The sequence below is a fragment of the Cellulosimicrobium cellulans genome, assembly GCF_001722485.1.
Taxonomy (GTDB): domain Bacteria; phylum Actinomycetota; class Actinomycetes; order Actinomycetales; family Cellulomonadaceae; genus Cellulosimicrobium; species Cellulosimicrobium cellulans_A.
Genome location: NZ_LWGL01000050.1, coordinates 1 through 19,855 on the forward strand (window position 1 = coordinate 1; position 19,855 = coordinate 19,855).

Below are 19,855 nucleotides of genomic sequence, written 5' to 3' on the forward strand. Positions count from 1 at the left end.
GGGGCCGCCGTCGCCGGGGCCTCCGAAGCTGCCGCGACCGGGCCCGCGAGGGGCTCCGCGACCGCCGCCACCGCGGCCGGACGGGGCGTCGCCGCGGAACCACGCCGTGTCGTCGGGCACGGGCGGGAAGCCGCCGCGACGTCGACGTGCGCCCGCGGGGCGGGAGAAGAGATCGGGTGCGTGACCGCGGCCGCAGCCGTGGTCGTCGTGCGTGTGACTCATCGGGGTCTCCTGCAGTCGGCGGGAGCTCGTGCGCCCGGGTCGGAGCTCGGGCGGGGCAGCGGGTGACGGGCCGCGCTGCGTGGCGGCCGCACGGGGCGGCCGCGGACGTCGTGGTCGCGGGCCTGGAGATCTCCGGCCTCAGCGACACAGTAACGATATATCGCTGCACTATCGCCGTCAACGCTCTCGGAGCGTGCACCGGCCACCAGGACCGGCGCGCCGTCCGGACGTACGCTGGCGTCCAGCACGTCACCCGGCCGGACACCCGCCGCCCGGGTGGCGCCCGGCACCGCACCACCGTGCGCGCGGGCCGACGAGATCGGAGGCGACGATGCACCCCAGGCACTACCTCATGTGCCGGCCGACGTACTTCACCGTCAGCTACGAGATCAACCCCTGGATGGACCGCAGCAGGCCGGTCGACACGCCGCTGGCGGTCGCCCAGTGGGAGCGCCTGCGCGACACCTTCCGCGACCTCGGCCACACGGTCGAGACGATCGAGCCCCTGCCCGGCCTGCCGGACATGGTGTACGCGGCGAACGGGGCGACCGTCGTCGACGGGCTCGTCTACTCCGCGCGCTTCCACCACGCCGAGCGCGGCCCCGAGGGGCCGGCGTACCTCAAGTGGTTCGCCGACCACGGGTACGTCACGCACCTCGCCGAGCACGTCAACGAGGGCGAGGGCGACCTGCTCGTCGCGGGCGACGTCGTGCTCGCCGGCACGGGGTTCCGCACGACGCGCGCCGCGCACGCCGAGGCCGCCGCGCTCTGGGGGCGCGAGGTCGTCACGCTCGAGCTCGTCGACCCGCGCTTCTACCACCTCGACACCGCGCTCACGGTGCTGCGCGGCAACACCGGGACGACCGGGTCCGTCGCGCCGACGACGCCGCGGCGCGGGCACGCCGCGGGCCCGGGCGAGGCGCTCGGGGCGGGGGTCGACGTCGTCTACTACCCCGCGGCGTTCTCGCCGGCGTCGCAGGAGGTGCTGCGCGAGCGGTTCCCGGACGCGCTGCGCGCTCGCGAGGAGGACGCCGTCGTCCTCGGCCTGAACGCGGTGAGCGACGGCCACCACGTGGTGCTCAACCCCCGCGCGGAGCACCTCGCGGGCGCCCTGCGCGAGCGCGGCTACGAGCCCGTGCCCGTCGAGACGTCCGAGCTGCTGCGCGGCGGCGGCGGGGCGAAGTGCTGCACGCTCGAGATCCGCCCCGCCCGGCACGGCGGCGCGTCGTGACCGCGCAGGAGCTGCGCCCCCTCGCGACGCCGCGGCCCGACAGCCTCGCGCACAACTACCACCCGTTGCCCGTCACGGTCGCGACCGCCGACGGCGCGTGGGTGACCGACGTCGAGGGCCGCCGGTACCTCGACATGCTCGCCGGGTACTCGGCGCTCAACTTCGGGCACCGCCACCCCGCGCTCGTCGACGCGGTGACGCGCCAGCTCGGCCGCGTCACCCTGACGTCGCGGGCATTCGACCACGACCTGCTGCACCCGTTCGCCGATGCCCTCGCCGGGCTCGTCGGGCCCCTCACAGCGGGCGGCGGCACGGACGGGCGAGGCGCGATGGTCCTGCCGATGAACACGGGCGCCGAGGCGGTGGAGACCGCGATCAAGACGGCGCGCAAGTGGGGCTACGACGTGCGCGGCATCGCGCCCGGCGAGGCGACGATCGTCGTCGCGACCGGGAACTTCCACGGCCGGACCACGACGATCGTGTCGTTCTCCGACGACCACGACGCGCGGGACGGCTTCGCCCCGTACACGCCCGGTTTCCGCGTCGTGCCGTACGGCGACGTCGACGCGGTCGCCGCCGCGATCGACGACACGACCGTCGCGGTGCTCATGGAGCCGGTCCAGGGCGAGTCGGGCGTGATCGTGCCGCCGGACGGGTTCTGGCCCGCGCTGCGCCGGCTCACCGCCGAGCGAGACGTGCTGCTCGTCGCGGACGAGATCCAGTCCGGCCTCGGGCGCACCGGCACGACGCTCGCGTGCGAGCTGTGGGGCGTGCGGCCCGACCTGGTCACGCTCGGCAAGGCGCTCGGCGGCGGCATCCTGCCCGTGTCAGCGGTCGTCGGGCGCTGCGACGTGCTCGAGGTCCTCACGCCCGGCACGCACGGCAGCACGTTCGGCGGCAACCCGCTCGCGTGCGCCGTCGGGCTCGCCGTCGTCGACCTGCTCTCGTCGGGCGAGCCGCAGGCCCGCGCCCGCGCGCTCGGCGAGACCTTCCACGCCCGGCTCGCCGGGTTCGTGGAGGCCGGGCTGCTCGACGGCGCCCGCGGCGTCGGGCTGTGGGCCGGCCTCGACCTGGACCCGGCCCGCGGGACCGGCCGCGACCTGTGCGAGGCGCTGCTCGCGCGCGGCGTCCTCGCCAAGGACACGCACGGCTCGACGATCCGGCTCGCCCCGCCGCTGACCGTCTCCGCCGAGGACCTCGACGTCGGGCTGTCCGCGCTCGAGGACGCCCTGACGTGGCTGGCGACCCGTCGGTAGAGTCCGGGGGGTGACCACCGCGCAGCCGTCCGAGCCCCACGTCCCCGCCGTCGCGACCAGCGGCTCGAGCGAGCGCACCGCCGAGCTCGCCGCGTCGCTCGACGACCTCCGCCGCGCCTACGCCGAGCTGCGGTCCCTCGGGCTGCGGCTCGACCTCACGCGCGGCAAGCCGTCCGCCGAGCAGCTCGACCTGTCCGAGGCGCTGCTCGCGCTCCCGGGCGAGGGCGTGCACACGGACGACACCGGGACGGACGTGCGCAACTACGGCGGCCTCGACGGCCTGCCCCAGCTCCGGCGCATCTTCGCCGAGCTCCTCGGGCTGCCCGTCGAGCAGCTGCTCGCGGGCGGCAACGCGAGCCTCACCCTCATGTACGACACGCTCGTCTACGCGACGCTGTTCGGCGTCCCCGGGTCCGAGCGCCCGTGGGGCCGCGAGGAGCGCGTGCGCTGGATCTGCCCCGTGCCCGGCTACGACCGCCACTTCACCGTGTGCGAGGAGCTCGGCATCGAGATGGTCTCCGTGCCCATGACGCCGGACGGCCCCGACGCCGAGGCCGTCGCCGCGCTCGTCGCCGACGACCCGAGCATCAAGGGCATGTGGGTCGTGCCCACCTACGCCAACCCGGACGGCTCCGTCGTCACCGAGGACATCGCGCGCCGCCTCGTGTCGATGCCCACGGCCGCGCCGGACTTCCGCATCCTGTGGGACAACGCGTACGCCCTGCACCACCTCACCGAGGAGGAGGTCACGAGCGCCGACGCGATCCGCATGGCGGCCGAGGCCGGAAACCCCGACCGCGTGGTGCTCTTCGCCTCGACGTCGAAGATCACGTTCGCCGGCGCCGGCGTCGCGTTCCTCGGCTCCTCCCCCGCCAACGTCGCGTGGTTCCGCACGCACCTCTCGGCGCAGTCCATCGGGCCCGACAAGGTCAACCAGCTGCGCCACGCGCTGTTCTTCGGCGACGCGGACGGCGTGCGCGCCCACATGCGCGAGCACCGCCGCATCCTCGCGCCCAAGTTCCAGGCCGTCACCGACACGCTCGCCGAGCGGCTCGGCCCCTGGGACGTCGCCTCGTGGAACGCCCCGCGAGGCGGCTACTTCGTCAGCCTCGTCGTGCCGTCGGGCACGGCGTCGCGCGTCGTCGAGCTCGCGAAGGGCGCGGGCATCGCCCTCACCCCGGCGGGCGCCGCCTACCCCTACGGCAAGGACCCCGAGGACAAGGTCCTGCGGCTCGCCCCGTCCCTGCCGCCGCTCGAGGAGGTGCGCGTCGCGATGGACGGCGTCGCGACGTGCGTGCTGCTCGCCGCGGCGGAGCAGGCCGCCGCGCGGTAGCCCTCGCCGTCGGGCGCGAGCCCTGACGAAACTCACTGGTCTCCTGTCACCCCCGGGGAGCACGATGGAGTGCACGCACCCCGATGAGTTCTCGACGCCGTCCCGGTCGGAGCGAGGGTGTGCAGCCACGTGAGCGCGAGGACCCGCGCTCCGCGACCAGAGGAGGGGACATGAGCTCATCGCCGAGCGGCGGTCTGGCGATCGAGGCCCGCGGGCTCGTCAAGCACTTCACGTCCGGCAAGTCCGTGACGAAGGCGGTCGACGGCGTCGACCTGGCCGTCCCCGAGGGCACGGTGCTCGGGGTGCTCGGACCGAACGGCGCCGGCAAGACCACGGCGGTCCGCATGCTCGCCACGCTCCTGCAGCCGGACGCGGGCACCGCGACCGTCCTGGGGCACGACGTGGTGCGCGACGCCGACAAGGTGCGCTCCGTCGTCGGGCTCACCGGGCAGTACGCGTCCGTGGACGAGGACCTCACCGGCACCGAGAACCTCGTGATGCTCGCGCGGCTCTACGGGTTCCTCGGCGGGACGGCACGACGGCGCTCGCAGGAGCTGCTCGAGGCGTTCGGGCTCGGCGACGCGGGCGGCCGGCAGGTCAAGACGTACTCCGGCGGCATGCGCCGCCGCATCGACCTCGCGGCGAGCCTGGTCATGAGCCCGCGCGTGCTGTTCCTCGACGAGCCGACGACCGGCCTCGACCCGCGCAGCCGCAACCAGGTGTGGGACATCGTGCGCGTGCTCGTCGCGGACGGCGCGACCGTGCTCCTCACGACCCAGTACCTCGAGGAGGCGGACCAGCTCGCCGACAAGATCGCGGTCATCGACCACGGCAAGGTCATCGCCGAGGGCACGGCGACCGAGCTCAAGCGGTCCGTCGGCGAGGGCTCGGTGCAGCTGCGGCTCGCCGACTCCGCGCAGCGCGCCCGCGCGGCGGAGGTCGTCGGCGTGCTGCTCGGCACCGAGGTGGCCCTCGCGAACGACCCGTACGCGTTCTCCGCCCGGGTGCCCGACGACGGTGCCCCGGCCGTCGCGCGCATCCTGCCCGCCCTCTCGGACGAGGGCATCGCGGTTCCCGAGTTCACGCTCGGCCAGCCCAGCCTCGACGAGGTGTTCCTGGCTCTCACCGGCCAGCCCGTCGAGGACGCCGACGAGACGATCGAGGAGGTGGCCTGATGGCGACCGAACCCACCACCGCGGCCGAGCTGCGCGCGCCCGAGGCGAGCGCGCTGCGCGAGGCCGTCGCGCTCGAGACGCGGCCGAGCCGGCCCTCGCCGGTCTCCGCGACGCTCACCTACACGTGGCGCGCGCTGCTGAAGATCAAGCACGTGCCGGAGCAGCTCTTCGACGTCACCGTGTCGCCGATCATCTTCACGCTGATGTTCACGTACCTGTTCGGCGGCGCCCTCGCCGGCGACGTGCAGAGCTACCTGCAGTTCCTCCTGCCGGGCATCCTCGTGCAGGCGGTGCTCTTCACGACGATCTACACCGGCTACACGATGAACACGGACATCTCCAAGGGCGTGTTCGACCGGTTCCGCTCGCTGCCCGTGTGGCGGCCCGCGCCCATCGTCGGCGCCCTGTTCGGCGACACCGTGCGCTACACCATCGCGTCGCTCGTGACCCTGGCGCTGGGCCTCGTCCTCGGGTTCCGCCCGCCGGGTGGCGTCGTGGGCGTGGCGCTCGGCATCCTGCTGCTGCTCGTGTTCGCGTTCGCCCTCAGCTGGGTGTTCACGGCGCTCGGCCTCGTGCTGCGCTCCCCCAACGCCGTCATGGGCACGTCGATGCTCGTCCTCATGCCGCTGACGTTCGCGTCGAACATCTTCGTCGACCCGTCGACGATGCCCGTGGTGCTGCAGCGCTTCGTCGACGTCAACCCGGTCACGCACCTCGTGACGGCGGTCCGCAGCCTCATGGGTGGCGACCCGGACCTCACCGGCATCATGTGGGTGCTCGTCGCGTCCGTGATCCTCACGGCCGTGCTCGCCCCGATCACGATGCGCCTGTACCGCAACCGCAGCTGACCGGACCGGTGACGGGGTCAGGCCTGCGCGCCGGCGACCTCGATCCCGTCACCGGACTCCACGATCGTCGCCACGAGATCCGTGACGGCCCACGTCTGGTGTGTCTCGCCCGCCCGCCACTCCACGGCGTCCCCCGGGCCGACCTCGGCGACCGCCCCGTCCTCGCCCGAGACTCGCGCGCGCCCGCTCACCACGGTGAGCACCTGGTCCACGGTGGCGGGATGCTCGCCGATCGTCCCGCCGGCCTCGACGCGGACGACGTGCACGAGTGCGGTCCCGAGCGCGCGGCCGACGGGGACGAGCTCGACACCGGAGCTGTCGAACCGGGACAGGGCGTGGACGGGGAGGCGGTGGACCTGCATCGCGTCATCCTGCCAGGTGACGCGCCTCGCTCACCGCTCCTGCGGCTCGTCCTCGTCGCACTTCTTCGTCACGACCATCACCGGGCACGACGAGTGGTGCAGCACGGCCTGGCTCGTCGACCCGAGCAGCAGCCCGCGGAAGCCGCCGCGGCCGCGCGAGCCGACGACGATGAGGTCGGACGCGGTGGAGAACTCCGTGAGCAGCTCCGCGCCCGTCCCGTCGAGCACGATGCGCTTGATGGACAGGCCGGGGTTCTCGGCCTCGTGCCGGTCGATGATGACGTTGAGGCCCTCGGTGATGTCGGCGAGCACCTGCTCGTGGTCGATGGACGCCGGCAGCCACGCGAGCAGGCCGGCCCCCGCGCCGACGGGCACGCCCGCGACGGCGACGAGCTCGGCGTCCCACGCCTGGGCCTGACGAATGGCGTGCCGGACGGCGATCTCCGCCGACGGCGAGCCGTCGACGCCGACGACGATGCGCCGCAGCGGCCGGACCGTCGGCAGCTCGCCACCACCGGACCCGCCGCTCTCCCCGCGGTACGGCACGACGACGGTCGGGCAGTGCGCGTGGGCGGGCAGTGCCGAGGAGACGGTGCCGAGGAGCCGCTCGGTGAACCCGCCGCGCCCGCGGGTGCCCACGACGACGAGCGCGTGCTCGCGGGACATCTCGACGAGGACGCCCGCGGCGTCGCCGGTCGTCACCGTCGCGGTCGTGCGGACGCCGGACGCCTCCGCCCGCGCGCGTGCCTCCTCGAGGACCGCACGGGCGCCCTCCTGGATGGCGCTGTCGTCGAGCGCGGCGTAGCCGCCGTCGAGGGAGGCCGCGGTGAAGGACGGCAGGGAGTACGTGCACACGACGTGCAGGGGCCACCCGACCCGCCGGGCGTACGCCGCCGCCCAGTCGAGGGCGTGGAGGCTCGGCGCAGAGCCGTCCACACCGACCAGGACCGTATCCGTGCGGGTCATCGTCGACTCTCCTCTCGACGGCGGGGTGCCATCAGGCGACCAACCTAGCCGAGGTGACCGGGCCCCACGTCGACGGCGGGTCACGAATACGTCAAGAATGCCACGAACCCCGCCCACCCGCGACAACGTCGCGAGGCGGACGGGGTTCGTGGACCCGCTGCCGGTCGGCGCGGTGGCCGACCGGCGGTGGAGAGGATCAGGCGACGCGGATGAACGTCGGGTTCGACTGCCAGATCTGACGGAACTGGATGGTCTTGCCCGGACGCGGGGCGTCGATCTGCATGTTGTCGCCGGCGTAGATGGCGATGTGGCCGGGGGTCCAGATCAGGTCACCGGGCTGCGCCTGCGAGCGCGGGACCTTGGTGCCGACCGAGCCCTGCGCACCTGAGGTGCGCGGCAGGTCGATGCCGACCTGGGCGTAGACGTAGCTGGTGAAGCCGGAGCAGTCGAAGCCGTCGGGCGTCGTGCCGCCGTAGACGTACGGGACGCCCACGTAGCGGGCGGCGATCGAGACGATCGCGCTGCCGTGCGCGGAGGCCGGGACGGAGACCGCCGCCTCCTCCTGCGCGGGAGCCTCGGCCTGGACCGACTGGCGCTCCTGCGTGCGGCTCGTGCGCTCGGTGCGCTCGACGACGGGCTCGGGCTCCGGCTCCGGCTCGGGCTCCGGCGCCGGGGTGACCGTCACGGGGGCGGCCTCGATCGTGAAGGCGGCGTCGGCGGCGACCGTCACGGCGGGGGCGGCCTCGAGCGCCTGACGCGCCTGCGCGGTGACGGCGCTGAGGTCGACGGAGTTGAGCTTGTTGGACTCGTTGTCGACGGGGGCGGCGCTGGCCGGGGCGGCCGCACCGATCATCGAGACGACGAGGCCGGAGGACGCGGCGACGACGGCGGTCCGGCGACCGACGGTCGACATCTGCTCCGATGCGGCCTGGGCGATGGTGCTGAGTGGCGTCACGGGACGCCGCGCCGCGCGGTGGCGGGCGCGAGTCGAGCTCACGGTCACTTGTTGCCTCTCCTGGACGCCTACGAAGTCAGCTGTCGGGTTCGGGTGGGAGAAACACCCGGCCCTGCAGACCGAGGTCTGCCGGGCTTCACCCCGAGGACGCTGTCTCCAGCGCCCGGAAGTGGGTCCCCCGCCCCTGTCGTCGGGTCGTCGTGAACCTCTTGCGGCGACAGGGTTAGGCGTTCCGCTCGAGGGCTCCATCGGACGGACGTTCCGATCGAGCAGCACTGACCGTACATGACCCCTCGGCAAAAGTCACGTTCGCATTACGATTCGTGTCCGCGGGCCACATCGTGCCTGGTCACGGCGATTTCAGGGTGTGTGACGTGGCTAACCGCGGGCGACGAGAAGGTGACGTCCTGCCACGCGTCGGACGGCGCCTCACGCGCGGGACGCGCGCGCGTAGGGTGACGGACGTGAGCGAGACCAACCCAACCCACGTCACGATCCCGGCCGACCTGCTGCCGTCCGACGGCCGGTTCGGCTCCGGCCCGAGCAAGGTCCGTGCCGCCCAGGTGCGCGCGCTGTCCGACGCCGGAACCTCGCTCCTCGGCACGTCCCACCGGCAGGCGCCGGTGAAGTCGCTCGTGCGGCGCACGCGCGAGGGCCTCGCCACGCTCTTCGACCTGCCCGACGGCTACGAGGTCGTGCTCGGCAACGGCGGCTCGACCGCGTTCTGGGACCTCGCGACGGCGTGCCTCGTGCGCCGCAAGGCCCAGCACGCCGCGTTCGGCGAGTTCGGCGCGAAGTTCGCCACCGCGACGTCGGCCGCCCCGTTCCTCGAGGACTCGCAGGTGATCACGGCGCCCCCGGGGACCGTCGCGCACCCCGAGCCGGCGGACGACGTCGACGTACACGCCTGGCCGCACAACGAGACCTCGACGGGTGCCATGGCGCCCGTGCGCCGCGTCCCCGGGTCGGGCGAGCGCGGCGCACTGACGCTCGTCGACGCGACGTCGGGCGCCGGCGCCCTGCCCGTCGACGTCTCCGAGACCGACGTCTACTACTTCGCCCCGCAGAAGGTCTTCGGGTCGGACGGCGGGCTGTGGCTCGCCCTCTGCTCCCCCGACGCGCTCGCGCGCGCCGACCAGGTCGAGTCGAGCGGCACGCGCTGGGTCCCCGAGTCGCTGTCCCTGCGCACCGCCGCGGCGAACTCGCGCCAGGACCAGACGCTCAACACCCCCGCGATCGCGACGCTCGTCATGCTGGCCGAGCAGGTCGAGTGGCTCCTCGAGCAGGGCGGCCTGCCGTGGGCGTCGGCCCGCTCGGCGGAGTCCGCGGCCCACCTCTACGGCTGGGCCGAGTCGCGCGAGTGGACGACGCCGTTCGTCGCCGACCCGGCCGAGCGCTCGACCGTCGTCGGCACCATCGACCTCGACGCGTCCGTCGACGCCACCCAGGTCATCGCCGCGCTCCGCGCGAACGGCATCCGCGACGTCTTCCCCTACCGCAAGCTCGGCCGCAACCAGCTCCGCGTCGCGATGTTTCCCGCCATCGAACCCGACGACGTCCGCGCCCTCACCGCCTGCGTCGACCACGTCGTCGAGCGCCTGGGCTGAGCTTCGTCTCGTCCAGCAGGTCGCCCCACGTGCGGGGCGCCGTCGGTGCTCGGGTCCGCGTGCGGGGCGCCGTCGGTGCTCGGGCTGCCGCGCCGTCACCGCGCGCGGCCGGCCGTCGGTGACCGCGCGCGGCTCTGACGCCCTTCGCATCCGACGTCGCCCCACCCGCTCGACCGTCGCGTCACCACCCGTTGCCCGCTTGTCGACGGCCACGTCACCGGCGCCGACCGACCGCCGCCATGCCCTTGGCACCGTCCAGCGCGCCCGACCGTCGTATCAGCCGATGTCGGGCCACCTGCTGGGCCGTCGTGTCACCGAGCCCGGCGTGCCACGTTCGGGCCGTGACGTGCTGCACGAGGGCGGTGGTCGGGGCGGCTGTGCCGGGTCGTGGCGGGTCTGGCGGGAGCGGCGCGAGGGACGAGCGGCGCGGATGGTAGACCCGGCACGGCCGCCCCGACCGCCGACCGGACGACCAGAAGCTCAGGCCGCGCGCGCGGCGTCCTCTGCGTCGTCGGCGCCGAGCCGGCGGCGCGTCTCGTCGCGGGCCGCGTCCTCGGCGGACGTCCCGGCGTCGAGGTAGCGCACGAGGAGGCGCGGCCGCTGGAGCACGCGGTAGCGGACCTGGAGGTTCCAGCGGCGGACCGCCCAGATCGCGGCGCCGACGGAGACGAGCGCGGCGGTGATGGACCCGATGCCGATGGCCCAGCGGGGGCCCAGGACCTCGGCGACCCAGCCGACGAGGGGCGACCCGACGGGCGTCGCGCCGAGGAAGACGATCATGTAGAGCGACATGACCCGGCCGCGCATGACGGGATCGACGGACATCTGGATGGTCGAGTTGGCCGCGGTCATCATGGTGAGCGACGCGAGGCCCACGGGGATGCAGGCGAGGGCGAAGCTCTCGTACGTCGGCATGAGCGCCATGACGCCGGTGGTGACGGCGAAGGCGAACGCGGACCCGATGACGAGACGGACGCGGGGGCGCTCGCGCCGCGCGGCGAGGAGCGCGCCGGTGAGCGACCCGATCGCAAGGACGGAGCCGAGGATGCCGTACTCCTCCGGGCCCTTGCCGTACTCGACGCGCGCCATCATCGCGGAGGTGAGCTGGAAGTTGAGGCCGAACGTGGACACGACGCCGACGACGACCATGATGACGACGATGTCGGTGCGCCTGCGGACGTAGCGGATGCCCTCGCGGATCTGGCCCTTGCTGCGGGGCGCGCTGGGCATGGCGTGGAGCTCGCGGGCGCGCATGAGGCCGAGCGCGGCGATGGTGGCGGCGAACGTCACGCCGTTGATGACGAAGATCCAGCCGGTGCCGACGACGGCGATGAGCAGGCCAGCGGCGCCGGGGCCGACGAGGCGTGCCGCGTTGAACGACGCGCTGTTGAGCCCGACGGCGTTGGAGAGGCGCTCGGACGGCACCATCTCGGCGACGAACGTCTGGCGCACCGGGTTGTCGAACGCGGTGACGACGCCGAGGAGGCCGGCGAACAGGTAGACGTGCCACAGCTGGACGTGCCCGGACAGCACGAGCGCACCGAGGCCGAGCGCGAGGAGACCCATCGCGCCCTGGGTCGCCATGAGGAGCCGACGGCGCGGGAGCCGGTCGGCGAGCAGGCCCGCCCAGGCGGACAGCGCGAGGACGGGGGCGAACTGCAGCGCGGTGACGACGCCGACGGCGACGCCCGAGTTCTCGGTGAGGTCGGTGAGGACGAGCCAGTCCTGGGCGACGCGCTGCATCCACGTGCCGATGTTGGCGACGAGGGCGGCGCCGAACCAGACGCGGTAGTTGAAGTAGCGCAGGGAGGAGAACGTCGCGCTCATCGGGCGGCGATCCTGATCAGCAGCTCGCTGGCGCGGGCCAAGGTCTCCCTCTCGTCGTCGGTCAGGCTGATGATCTGCTGCGTGAGCCACGCGTCGCGGCGGCGTCGGGTCTCGGTGACCTCGTCCACGCCGGCGGCGGTGAGCCGGACGACGACCTGCCGGCGGTCGGTCTCGTGCTCGACCTTCTCGACGAGGCCGAGCTCGACGAGCCGGTTGACGGCGCGCGTCATGGACGGCGGCCGGACGCGCTCGTGCGCGGCGAGCTCGCCGGGCGACATCGCGCCTTCCTTGTGGAGCACGGTGAGGACGCCGAACTGGCCCTCGGGCAGGTCGGCCTCGCCGCGCTGGGCACGCAGGCGGCGGGAGATCCGGGTGAGCGCGACGCGCAGCTCGCCGCCGAGCGTCGCGGGCCGGCACTGGTCACGTTCGGGAGCAGCGGGATCCGCAACGGGCATGATCATTACCTTAACTCATTACCTTGGGCAATGAAGGGTGGAGCGCACGGCTCTTCCGTGAGCGCGACCGCGCGTGGTGGCGACGTGCGGTCAGGGCACGTAGGCCACGACGACGTGCCCGTCCCCGCGCACCGACAGCGGCCCCGCCGCGTGCGGCACGAACACCGACTCTCCCTGCCGCAGCCGCGTCTCGCCACCCGCGCCGGCGGCGAGCACGAGCTCCCCGGCGAGGCTGAGGACGACGCGGGGGCCGGCGTCCGGCAGGTCCACCGCGGTCCCGGGCCGCACCGGCCCCGCCTGCAGGGCGAACTCCGCGACCGGGGGCCGGTACGTCGTCAGACCCGACGCGGCGTCCACCGCCACGCTCGGCCGCGCCGCCGGTCCCGGCACGCACGTCGCGCACTCGAGCAGCGCGTCGACGTCGACGAGCTTGCTCGTCAGGCCCGCGCGCAGCACGTTGTCCGAGCTCGCCATGACTTCAACCGCGCACCCCGACAGGTAGGCGTGCACGTGGCCCGAGGGCACGAACATGGCCTCGCCCGGCTCGAGCGTGACGCGGTTGAGCATGAGCGACACGACGGCGCCCGGGTCGCCCGGGTGCTGCTCCGCGAGGGCGAGGACCGTCGCGTCCGCGCGCCGGGACCTCGCGCCGGCCACCGCGCCCGCCTCGTCGCGGCCGCGCACCGAGGCGACGGTCCGCGCGAGGTCGGCCGCGACGTCGGGCGCCGTGCGGGCGTGCAGCGCGAGCGTGAACGCCTCCCGCACGCCTGCCTCCGTGGGCCGCGCCGCGAGAGCCGCGCGCATCCGCGCGACGAGATCGCCGTCGAGTCCGTCGAGGAGCTCGAGGATCCGCCGCGGGCGCCGGAAGCCCGACAGCCCCTCGAACCGCGACACCGCCACGACCATCTCGGGCTTGTGCTGGTCGTCGTGGAAGCTGCGCAGCGGCGAGTCGCGTGGCACGCCCTCGCGGTTCTCCCGGTTGAAGCCTGCGCGGGCGCGGTGCGGGTGCGGGTGCACCTGCAGCGACAGCGCCCGCTCAGCCGCGAGGACCTTGAGCAGGAACGGCAGCCGCGGCCCGTACGTGTCGAGCACGCGCGGCCCCAGCGCCGCCGCGGGTCCGGTCCGCACGAGGTCGAGCAGCGTGCGCGACGTCGCGCCCTCACCGTCCGGCGCGCCCTCGCCCGCCACGTCGCGGTCGACCATCCCGTCGACCGGGACGGCCACGGACGGAGCGAGCGGGTGCGCGCCCATCCACAGCTCGGCCGCGGGGCGACCGTCGGCCTCCAGCCCGAGGAGGTCCTGGATGGCCGACGTCGAGCCCCAGTCGTAGCGCTGGACGGTGTTGCGCAGGCGGAAGAACGCCGCCGTCTGCTCGACCGTCGTCATGCCCGCTCCCCCCGCACGGCCTACAGGCCGAGCGCCTCCTGGATCGGGCCGAGCAGGAAGTAGACGACGAACATCGCCGAGGCGACCCACATGAGCGGGTGGATCGCGCGCACCTTGCCCAGCGCGAGCTTGATGAGGACGAACGCGAGGAACCCGGCGCCGATGCCGTCGGCGATCGAGTACGTGAACGGCATGATGACGATCGTCAGGAACGCCGGGATCGAGATCTCGACGTCGCGCCACGAGATGCCCGCGATCTGCGTCATCATGAGGAACCCGACGAACACGAGCGCCGGCGCGGCCGCCTCGTAGGGCACGAGCGCGACGAGCGGCGACAGGAACGTCGCCAGCAGGAACGCGACGCCCGTGACGACGGACGCGAGGCCCGTGCGGGCCCCCTCGCCGGCGCCGGTCGTCGACTCCACGAAGCTCGTGTTCGACGAGACCGAGCCCGCGCCGCCCGCGGCCGCGGCGATCGAGTCCACGACGAGGATCGCGCGCGAGCGCGGCGGGGTGCCCTCGGCGTCGAGCAGCTTCGCCTCCGCGCCGACGGCGACCATCGTGCCCATCGTGTCGAAGAAGTCGGCGAGCAGCAGCGAGAAGACGAGCAGGATCACCGAGACGGTCGCGATGTTCTCGAACGAGCCCAGCAGCGAGAACTGGCCGATGAGGCCGAAGTCCGGGACCTGCGCGACGCCGTCGAACGTCGGCGCGTTGAGGTTGAAGCCGTTCGGGTTCGAGCCGTCGGGAGCCTTGGCGCCGATGTTCAGCGTGTTCTCCAGCACGACCGCGAGCGCCGTCGCCGTGAGGATCGCGATGAGCAGGGCGCCCTTGATCTTGCGCACCCACAGCACGATCGTCAGGACGAGGCCCACGACGAACACGAGGATCGGCCACGTGCCGAGGTTGCCCAACGCGAGCAGCGTGCCGCTGCCGGCGGTGACGAACCCGGCGTTGACGAGGCCGATGAGCGCGATGAACAGCCCGATGCCGACGCTGATCGCCGTCTTGAGTTCGACGGGGACCGCGCGGAACACGGCCTCGCGGAAGCCCGTGAGCACGAGCAGCAGGATGATCAGGCCCTCGATGACGACGAGGCCCATCGCGTCCGCCCACGTGACGCCCGGCAGCGACGCGATCGAGTAGGCGACGACCGCGTTGAGACCCAGCCCCGCGGCGAGCCCGAGCGGGAAGTTCGCGAAGAGCCCCATCGCGATCGTCATGAGACCCGCGACGAGCGCCGTCGCCGCGGCGACCTTCCCGAAGTCCGGCTCCGCGCCCCCGCCGAGGAACGCGCCCGTGCCGTCCTGGACGGTCCCGATGATCAGCGGGTTGAGCACGACGATGTACGCCATCGCGAAGAACGTGACGAGGCCGCCGCGGACCTCGGTGCCGATGGTCGAGCCGCGCTCGGTGATCTTGAAGAAGCGGTCGATCGCGTTCGGGGCGGGCGAGGACGCGCGGGCGTCCTGGACCGGACTGGGGGTGGGCATGAGGAGAATGCTGCCAGAGGCACGTGTCGGCGAGGTAACGCGGTCCACGTCACGCGACCCCGGCGGCGACCGGTCGACGGGTGGGTTCCGTCACGGCGCTCGCGGGGACCGGCACCGGGACGTCGCCGCCGAGTCGCTCGGCCGTCGCGAGGTCCGTCGTCGTCCGAGGCGCCCCCGCGCCGAGCTGGACGCCGTGCAGGGCGTCGAGGATCGCCGTCGCACGGGCGCCCCGCTCCCCCGCCGGCACGCCGTACACGAGGCGTGCGGGCCGCAGGGTGTCGAGGACGGCGTGACCCGGCCGGTGCTCGTCCGGCACCCACACGACGCCCGCCGGGACGCCGTCGGCCGCGAGGTCCGCGGCGAGCCACGCCGCCGTCCCGGGCGCGACGCGCTCGCGGCCGACGACGAGGTCGCCGGGACCGAGGTGCGGCACGAGGGCGTCCAGGGCCGCGAGCACCGCGCGCGACCGCGCGGCGTCCGTCGCGGCACCCGTCGTGGTGTCGACGCGGGCGGGTGCGGGGTCGGCCGTGCGGCGCTCCCCGCCGCGTCCCGTGCACAGGACGTGGACGCGTGAGCCCGCGACCGCCGTCCGGTCCCCCGTCACGCGCAGGCGCCCGCTGACGAGGGCTAGCGCGAGCAGCCGGCGCAGGCGCGGCTCAGCGGACGCCGGGACGCCCGCCCGCACGGACCGGCGCACCTCGACGTCCGACTCGAGGACGACGACCTCGTGCCCCGCCGCGGCGAGGCACGCCGCCTGCAGGACGCCGCGGCGTCCGCACCCGACGACGGAGACGCGCACGGGGCACCACCTCACGACCTCAGTAGGCGCCGTGGCCGGAGAACACGGCCCGCGCGGTGCGGGCGAGGATGAGGAAGTCGCCGAAGAGCGTCCAGTTCTCGACGTAGTAGACGTCGAGGCGCACGCTCTCCTCCCACGACAGGTCGGAGCGGCCGCCCACCTGCCACAGGCCGGTGAGGCCGGGCTTGACGAGGAGCCGGCGACGCACCTTCTGCTCGTACTTCGCGACCTCGCGCGGCAGCGGCGGGCGCGGGCCGACGAGGCTCATGTCGCCGCGGAGCACGTTGAGCAGCTGCGGCAGCTCGTCGAGCGAGTAGCGGCGCAGGATGCGGCCCACGGGCGTCACGCGCGGGTCCTCGCGCATCTTGAACAGCGGGCCGGCGCCGTCGTTCTGCTCGACGAGGGTGGCGACCTCCTGGTCGGCCCCGACGCGCATCGAGCGGAACTTGAACATCGGGAACGTGCGGCCGTTGCGGCCCACGCGCTCCTGCGTGTAGAAGACGCCGCCGCGGCTGGTCAGCAGCACGGCGAGGGAGACGAGCACGAGCACGGGCAGCAGGAGGAACGTGAGCAGCGCCGCGCCGGCCCAGTCGGCCGCCGTCTTCACCGCGAACCGCGGCCCGGTGAACCGCGGGGCGTCGACGTGCAGCAGCGACACGCTCTCCGCCGGGGTGATCGTGATGCGCGGTCCGGCGACGTCGGCGAGCTCGGCCGTGAGCATGAGGTCCACGCCGTAGGGCTCGAGCTCCCAGCCGAGCCGGCGCACGACCTCGGCCGTGATGGCGTCGGACCCGGAGACGGCCACGATGTCGGCGCCCACGCGGGTCGCGACCTCACCGGCCTGGCGGAGCTCGCCGAGCACCGGCACGCCGTGGATCTCCTCGCCGTTCGCCACGACACCCGAGGGGACGCAGACGCCCACGACGCGGTACCCGGACTCGTCGCGCCCGTTGAGGTCGCGGATGAGCCGCTCGGCCTGGTCGCGGTGCCCGATGGCGAGCACGGCGGAGCGCGCCAGCCCGTTCGCGCGCTGACGGTGGAGCCACTGCCGCCACCCGTACCGCCCGAGGAGGAGACCACCGAGGCCGATCGGGAAGGCGAACGCGAGATATCCGCGAGCCTCGGGAAAACGGAGCAGGAAGGCGAGGACGGCGAGCACCGCGAAGAGCCGCCACGACGCGTCGAAGACGCGGTGGTACTCCGTCGGACCGCTGCCCATCACGCGGACGTCACGGCTGCGCGACACGACGAGCGAGACCGACCACGCGAGGCCGACGAGGAGGGACAGCACGGCGTACGGGACGTGCACGTCGGGCCGGACCGGCTCGACGGTGAACTGCTCCCAGCGCAGGCAGTAGGCCACGAAGACGCCGACGACGACCGCCAGCGTGTCCGTCAGGACCAGGCGCCGCCGGTAGGCGACCTCCCACCGGTGGTCGTCGAACGCGGCACGGGCGGCGCGGACACGGGCCGCCGGGGAGGACGCGAGGAGAGCGCGCAACGTGCGTCGCTTCTCCTCGGTGGCGCTGTGGGACATGCGTCCACCTCCGGTCTGGTCGATCCCGTGCATGAGGACTCATCCTAGGGGGGCGGAAGGACTTTCCCGGGGGCATTTCCCCGGCTTTCACCCGGGTGAGAAAACAAGCACCTGGACGAGCGACCAACCACTCAGGAACGGCGGGATCTCAACGGTTCTGGGCGCCCGAGCGGAGGTCACGAATTGTGCTGGACGCCTGTCCAACGTGCGTCGTCGCACAAGGCTGGTGAGCGCGGCACCGCAGCCCGGGACGGGCGGATGCACCAGGCGGTGGCACACCGCCCGGAAGCCGCGATGCGCCCCGGATCGGGGCAGTGGCGGCGCCTCGGCATCGTAGCGCGTCGCCCCGACTGCCTCGACTCCGGCCACAGCAGAGAGGATGTCGCTCCTTCACCCGCTGTGACAGGGGTCACCGGGTGAAAAGCGGGTGACGGTACGATGCACGGGTGCCCTCGACCGTCACGCTCCTGCTCCGGCCCGAGCGTCGTCGTCCCGACCCGCCGCCCCTGCGCGTCGACCTGCGCGCGGTGATCCTCGGCGGCATGGCGCTGTGGGCGGCCGCGCTCGTCGTGTGCGTCGTCCTCCTCGTGACGGGCGTGCTCGGCCCCCGCGCCGTCGCGACGTGCGCCGCCGGCCTCGCGCTCGGCGTCGCGGGCCTGTGGTGGGAGAAGGGGCACCGCGCCGCCTACCGGGCGGGCACCTCGGAGGTCCCGTCCGTCCGGCACCCCGGGCACGACGCGTCCTGACGCGAGCCGACGACGCCCGGCGTCACCGCGCGTCACCGTCCCACACCCCGCGCGCGACCACCGCGTCCGCCGCGTCCGGGTCGCGCAGCACCTCGGCGAGGACGTGCCGCAGCGAGTACCGCCCCGCCGCGGCCGCGAGCGCCTCCCCGAGCGAGCGGTCGTCGGTCGCGTGCACCCGCGCCTCCTCGCCCGTGCCGACCACCCACCACGGCACGGGCACGCCGTCGACGCGGAGCTCGTCGTGGGAGGACCACGTCGCAGGCAGGCCGGGCGCGACCCGCCGTACCGCTGCGGGCACCGCACGTCTCTCCCCCGGCCCGTCGAGGACCTCCGGCTCGGGCGCCAGCGCGAGGTCGAGGAGGTCCGCCACGTCCTCGACGAGCCCGGCGGGCGCGGGCACGACGGGTCGCAGCGGCGCCCACATCGGGTCGGCGGCGACGACGACGTCCTCCGCGTCCGCCACGACGACGGCGGAGCTCCCCCGCCCGAGCGCCGGCAGGCGGTCCGGCGCCGGGTCGAGCACCTCCCCGCGGGACGCGAGCGCGGCGAGCGCCCGCCACACCCCCACGGCGTGCTCGGCCGGGAACGTCTCTCCCGTGGACGGCAGCCGGTCGAGCAGGTCGGGCCACTCCTCGGCGGCGAGGTCGGTGAGGTCGTGCACGCCGCCGAGCGCGACGAGCACCGCGTCGTCGAGCCCACGCACCTCGTCCGGCGCCGGGCGCAGGACGGGCACGTCCCCGAGCGCGAACGGCCCGCCGAGCTCCTCGCGCAACCACCACGCGGTGTACGAGACCGCGGCACGCGGCGTGGCCGGCGCCCGCACCGGCTCGAGGAGGGCGGCCCGCGTCGCCGGGTCGGCCGCGATCGCGGCGAGCACCTCCGGCCACGCGTCGTCCGCGACGGCGTCGAGGTCGGGGACGGCCGCGACGTCGCCCACGTGCACGCCCGGTCCGAGGACGCCCGCGAGGTGGTCGAGGTACCCGGTCCAGTCCGACAGCCACCCCTCGGGCCCGTGCGGGTCGAGGTCGGGCTCCTCGCCGGGCTGCGGCGTGAGCACGTCGTACACCCGGAGCGCGGCGGGCCCGACGGCGACCCCCACGGCCCGGAGCACCGGTTCGCCCCAGCGGTCGGCCACCGCGGCGTCCACGACGTCGACGTCGAGGACCTGCGCCGCCCACGACCCCGGGACGGCCAGGGAGCGCGCCGGCGACCGGTCGCCGGCGGTCGGCAGCGGCAGCTCGCCCCACCAGAACGGAGCCTCGTCGAGTCCTTCGGCGACGGCCGCCGCGACGAGCGCGAGGAGGGTCTCGACGAGGCTCCTCCCCGGGCCCTCGCCGTCACGATCGTCCCCCGCGGCCTCCGCCGCGGCCGCGGCCGCGAGCACGCGCTCGCGCACGGCCGCGTCCTCGACGACGGCCCGCAGGTCTGCCCTCCGGGCACCGAGCCGCTCGAGGAGCGGGTGCGCAACCGCCGGGTCGACGACGCGCAGGCCGAGAGCGGCGACGTCGTCGGGCGCGAGCGCAGCGGCACCTGCCTGGACGTCCGCCGCGGGCCGGTCGTCGAGGAGCAGGAGACCGCGCGCGCCGCGGACGGTGCGGCCGTCGGCGAGCGGGACCGGGACCGCGGCCAGGGCCTCGAGCACCCCGCGGTCCGCCGC

At 74.2% G+C, this 19,855-nt stretch carries 16 protein-coding genes, 2 pseudogenes and 1 riboswitch; of the genes and pseudogenes, 7 read left to right on the forward strand and 11 right to left on the reverse strand.

Annotated features, from left to right (window positions below):
* Window positions 1–222: pseudogene (locus JZ5iCDA_RS19375) on the reverse strand (hypothetical protein); the annotation flags it as partial.
* A 331-nt stretch (window positions 223–553) separates the two neighbouring features.
* Here JZ5iCDA_RS19375 and ddaH point away from each other — a divergent pair.
* The 5 genes from ddaH to JZ5iCDA_RS07905 all read left to right on the forward strand — a co-directional run bounded on the left by ddaH (window position 554) and on the right by JZ5iCDA_RS07905 (window position 6,065).
* A complete protein-coding gene (ddaH, locus tag JZ5iCDA_RS07885; protein ID WP_069386676.1) occupies window positions 554–1,453 on the forward strand; it encodes a dimethylargininase in 900 nt (299 codons plus the stop codon).
* On the forward strand, window positions 1,450–2,709 hold the full coding sequence (rocD, locus tag JZ5iCDA_RS07890) for an ornithine--oxo-acid transaminase (protein WP_083259787.1): 1,260 nt from the start codon (window positions 1,450–1,452) through the stop codon (window positions 2,707–2,709). The genes ddaH and rocD overlap by 4 nt, the downstream gene beginning before the upstream one ends.
* A 10-nt stretch (window positions 2,710–2,719) precedes the next feature.
* The gene (locus tag JZ5iCDA_RS07895) at window positions 2,720–4,042 is read left to right on the forward strand and encodes an aminotransferase class I/II-fold pyridoxal phosphate-dependent enzyme (RefSeq protein WP_069386677.1); all 1,323 of its coding nucleotides are present in this window, start codon (window positions 2,720–2,722) and stop codon (window positions 4,040–4,042) included.
* 170 nt (window positions 4,043–4,212) lie between these two features.
* On the forward strand, window positions 4,213–5,217 hold the full coding sequence (locus tag JZ5iCDA_RS07900; protein WP_069386678.1) for an ATP-binding cassette domain-containing protein: 1,005 nt from the start codon (window positions 4,213–4,215) through the stop codon (window positions 5,215–5,217).
* A complete protein-coding gene (locus tag JZ5iCDA_RS07905) occupies window positions 5,217–6,065 on the forward strand; it encodes an ABC transporter permease (RefSeq protein WP_069386679.1) in 849 nt (282 codons plus the stop codon). The genes JZ5iCDA_RS07900 and JZ5iCDA_RS07905 overlap by 1 nt, the downstream gene beginning before the upstream one ends.
* 17 nt (window positions 6,066–6,082) lie before the next feature.
* Here JZ5iCDA_RS07905 and JZ5iCDA_RS07910 read toward each other — a convergent pair whose 3' ends face one another.
* From JZ5iCDA_RS07910 to JZ5iCDA_RS07920, 3 genes are all read right to left on the reverse strand, one after another.
* Complete coding sequence (locus JZ5iCDA_RS07910; protein ID WP_069386680.1) at window positions 6,083–6,427, reverse strand: cupin domain-containing protein; 345 nt, start codon at window positions 6,425–6,427, stop codon at window positions 6,083–6,085.
* A 30-nt stretch (window positions 6,428–6,457) separates the two neighbouring features.
* A complete protein-coding gene (locus tag JZ5iCDA_RS07915) occupies window positions 6,458–7,393 on the reverse strand; it encodes a universal stress protein (RefSeq protein ID WP_069386681.1) in 936 nt (311 codons plus the stop codon).
* A 196-nt stretch (window positions 7,394–7,589) separates the two neighbouring features.
* A complete protein-coding gene (locus JZ5iCDA_RS07920) occupies window positions 7,590–8,396 on the reverse strand; it encodes a C40 family peptidase (protein WP_069386682.1) in 807 nt (268 codons plus the stop codon).
* Window positions 8,397–8,398: 2 nt separating this feature from the next.
* Window positions 8,399–8,559: riboswitch (cyclic di-AMP (ydaO/yuaA leader) on the reverse strand.
* Between the two features lie 253 nt (window positions 8,560–8,812).
* On the opposite strand from JZ5iCDA_RS07920, the gene serC reads away from it, so the two are divergent.
* Complete coding sequence (gene serC / locus JZ5iCDA_RS07925) at window positions 8,813–9,955, forward strand: phosphoserine transaminase (protein WP_069386691.1); 1,143 nt, start codon at window positions 8,813–8,815, stop codon at window positions 9,953–9,955.
* A gap of 480 nt (window positions 9,956–10,435) precedes the next feature.
* On the opposite strand, the gene JZ5iCDA_RS07930 is transcribed toward serC, so the two are convergent.
* From JZ5iCDA_RS07930 to JZ5iCDA_RS07955, 6 genes are all read right to left on the reverse strand, one after another.
* Entirely contained in the window at window positions 10,436–11,782 is a 1,347-nt protein-coding gene (locus JZ5iCDA_RS07930) for an MFS transporter (RefSeq protein ID WP_069386683.1), read from the reverse strand.
* Complete coding sequence (locus JZ5iCDA_RS07935; protein ID WP_069386692.1) at window positions 11,779–12,237, reverse strand: MarR family winged helix-turn-helix transcriptional regulator; 459 nt, start codon at window positions 12,235–12,237, stop codon at window positions 11,779–11,781. Before JZ5iCDA_RS07935 ends, JZ5iCDA_RS07930 begins: the two co-directional genes overlap by 4 nt.
* Before the next feature lie 90 nt (window positions 12,238–12,327).
* Window positions 12,328–13,623, reverse strand: coding sequence for a mannose-6-phosphate isomerase, class I (manA, locus tag JZ5iCDA_RS07940; protein ID WP_069386684.1), 1,296 nt, complete (start codon window positions 13,621–13,623; stop codon window positions 12,328–12,330).
* A 20-nt stretch (window positions 13,624–13,643) separates the two neighbouring features.
* On the reverse strand, window positions 13,644–15,116 hold the full coding sequence (locus tag JZ5iCDA_RS07945) for an NCS2 family permease (protein WP_069386685.1): 1,473 nt from the start codon (window positions 15,114–15,116) through the stop codon (window positions 13,644–13,646).
* A 49-nt stretch (window positions 15,117–15,165) separates the two neighbouring features.
* Window positions 15,166–15,915, reverse strand: coding sequence for a hypothetical protein (locus tag JZ5iCDA_RS07950; RefSeq protein ID WP_069386686.1), 750 nt, complete (start codon window positions 15,913–15,915; stop codon window positions 15,166–15,168).
* Window positions 15,916–15,934: 19 nt separating this feature from the next.
* Complete coding sequence (locus JZ5iCDA_RS07955; RefSeq protein WP_069386687.1) at window positions 15,935–17,452, reverse strand: sugar transferase; 1,518 nt, start codon at window positions 17,450–17,452, stop codon at window positions 15,935–15,937.
* Window positions 17,453–17,898: 446 nt separating this feature from the next.
* On the opposite strand from JZ5iCDA_RS07955, the gene JZ5iCDA_RS07960 reads away from it, so the two are divergent.
* Entirely contained in the window at window positions 17,899–18,198 is a 300-nt protein-coding gene (locus JZ5iCDA_RS07960) for a DUF2530 domain-containing protein (protein WP_069386688.1), read from the forward strand.
* Window positions 18,199–18,220: 22 nt separating this feature from the next.
* Here JZ5iCDA_RS07960 and JZ5iCDA_RS18785 read toward each other — a convergent pair.
* A pseudogene (locus JZ5iCDA_RS18785) lies at window positions 18,221–19,855 on the reverse strand (sacsin N-terminal ATP-binding-like domain-containing protein); the annotation flags it as partial.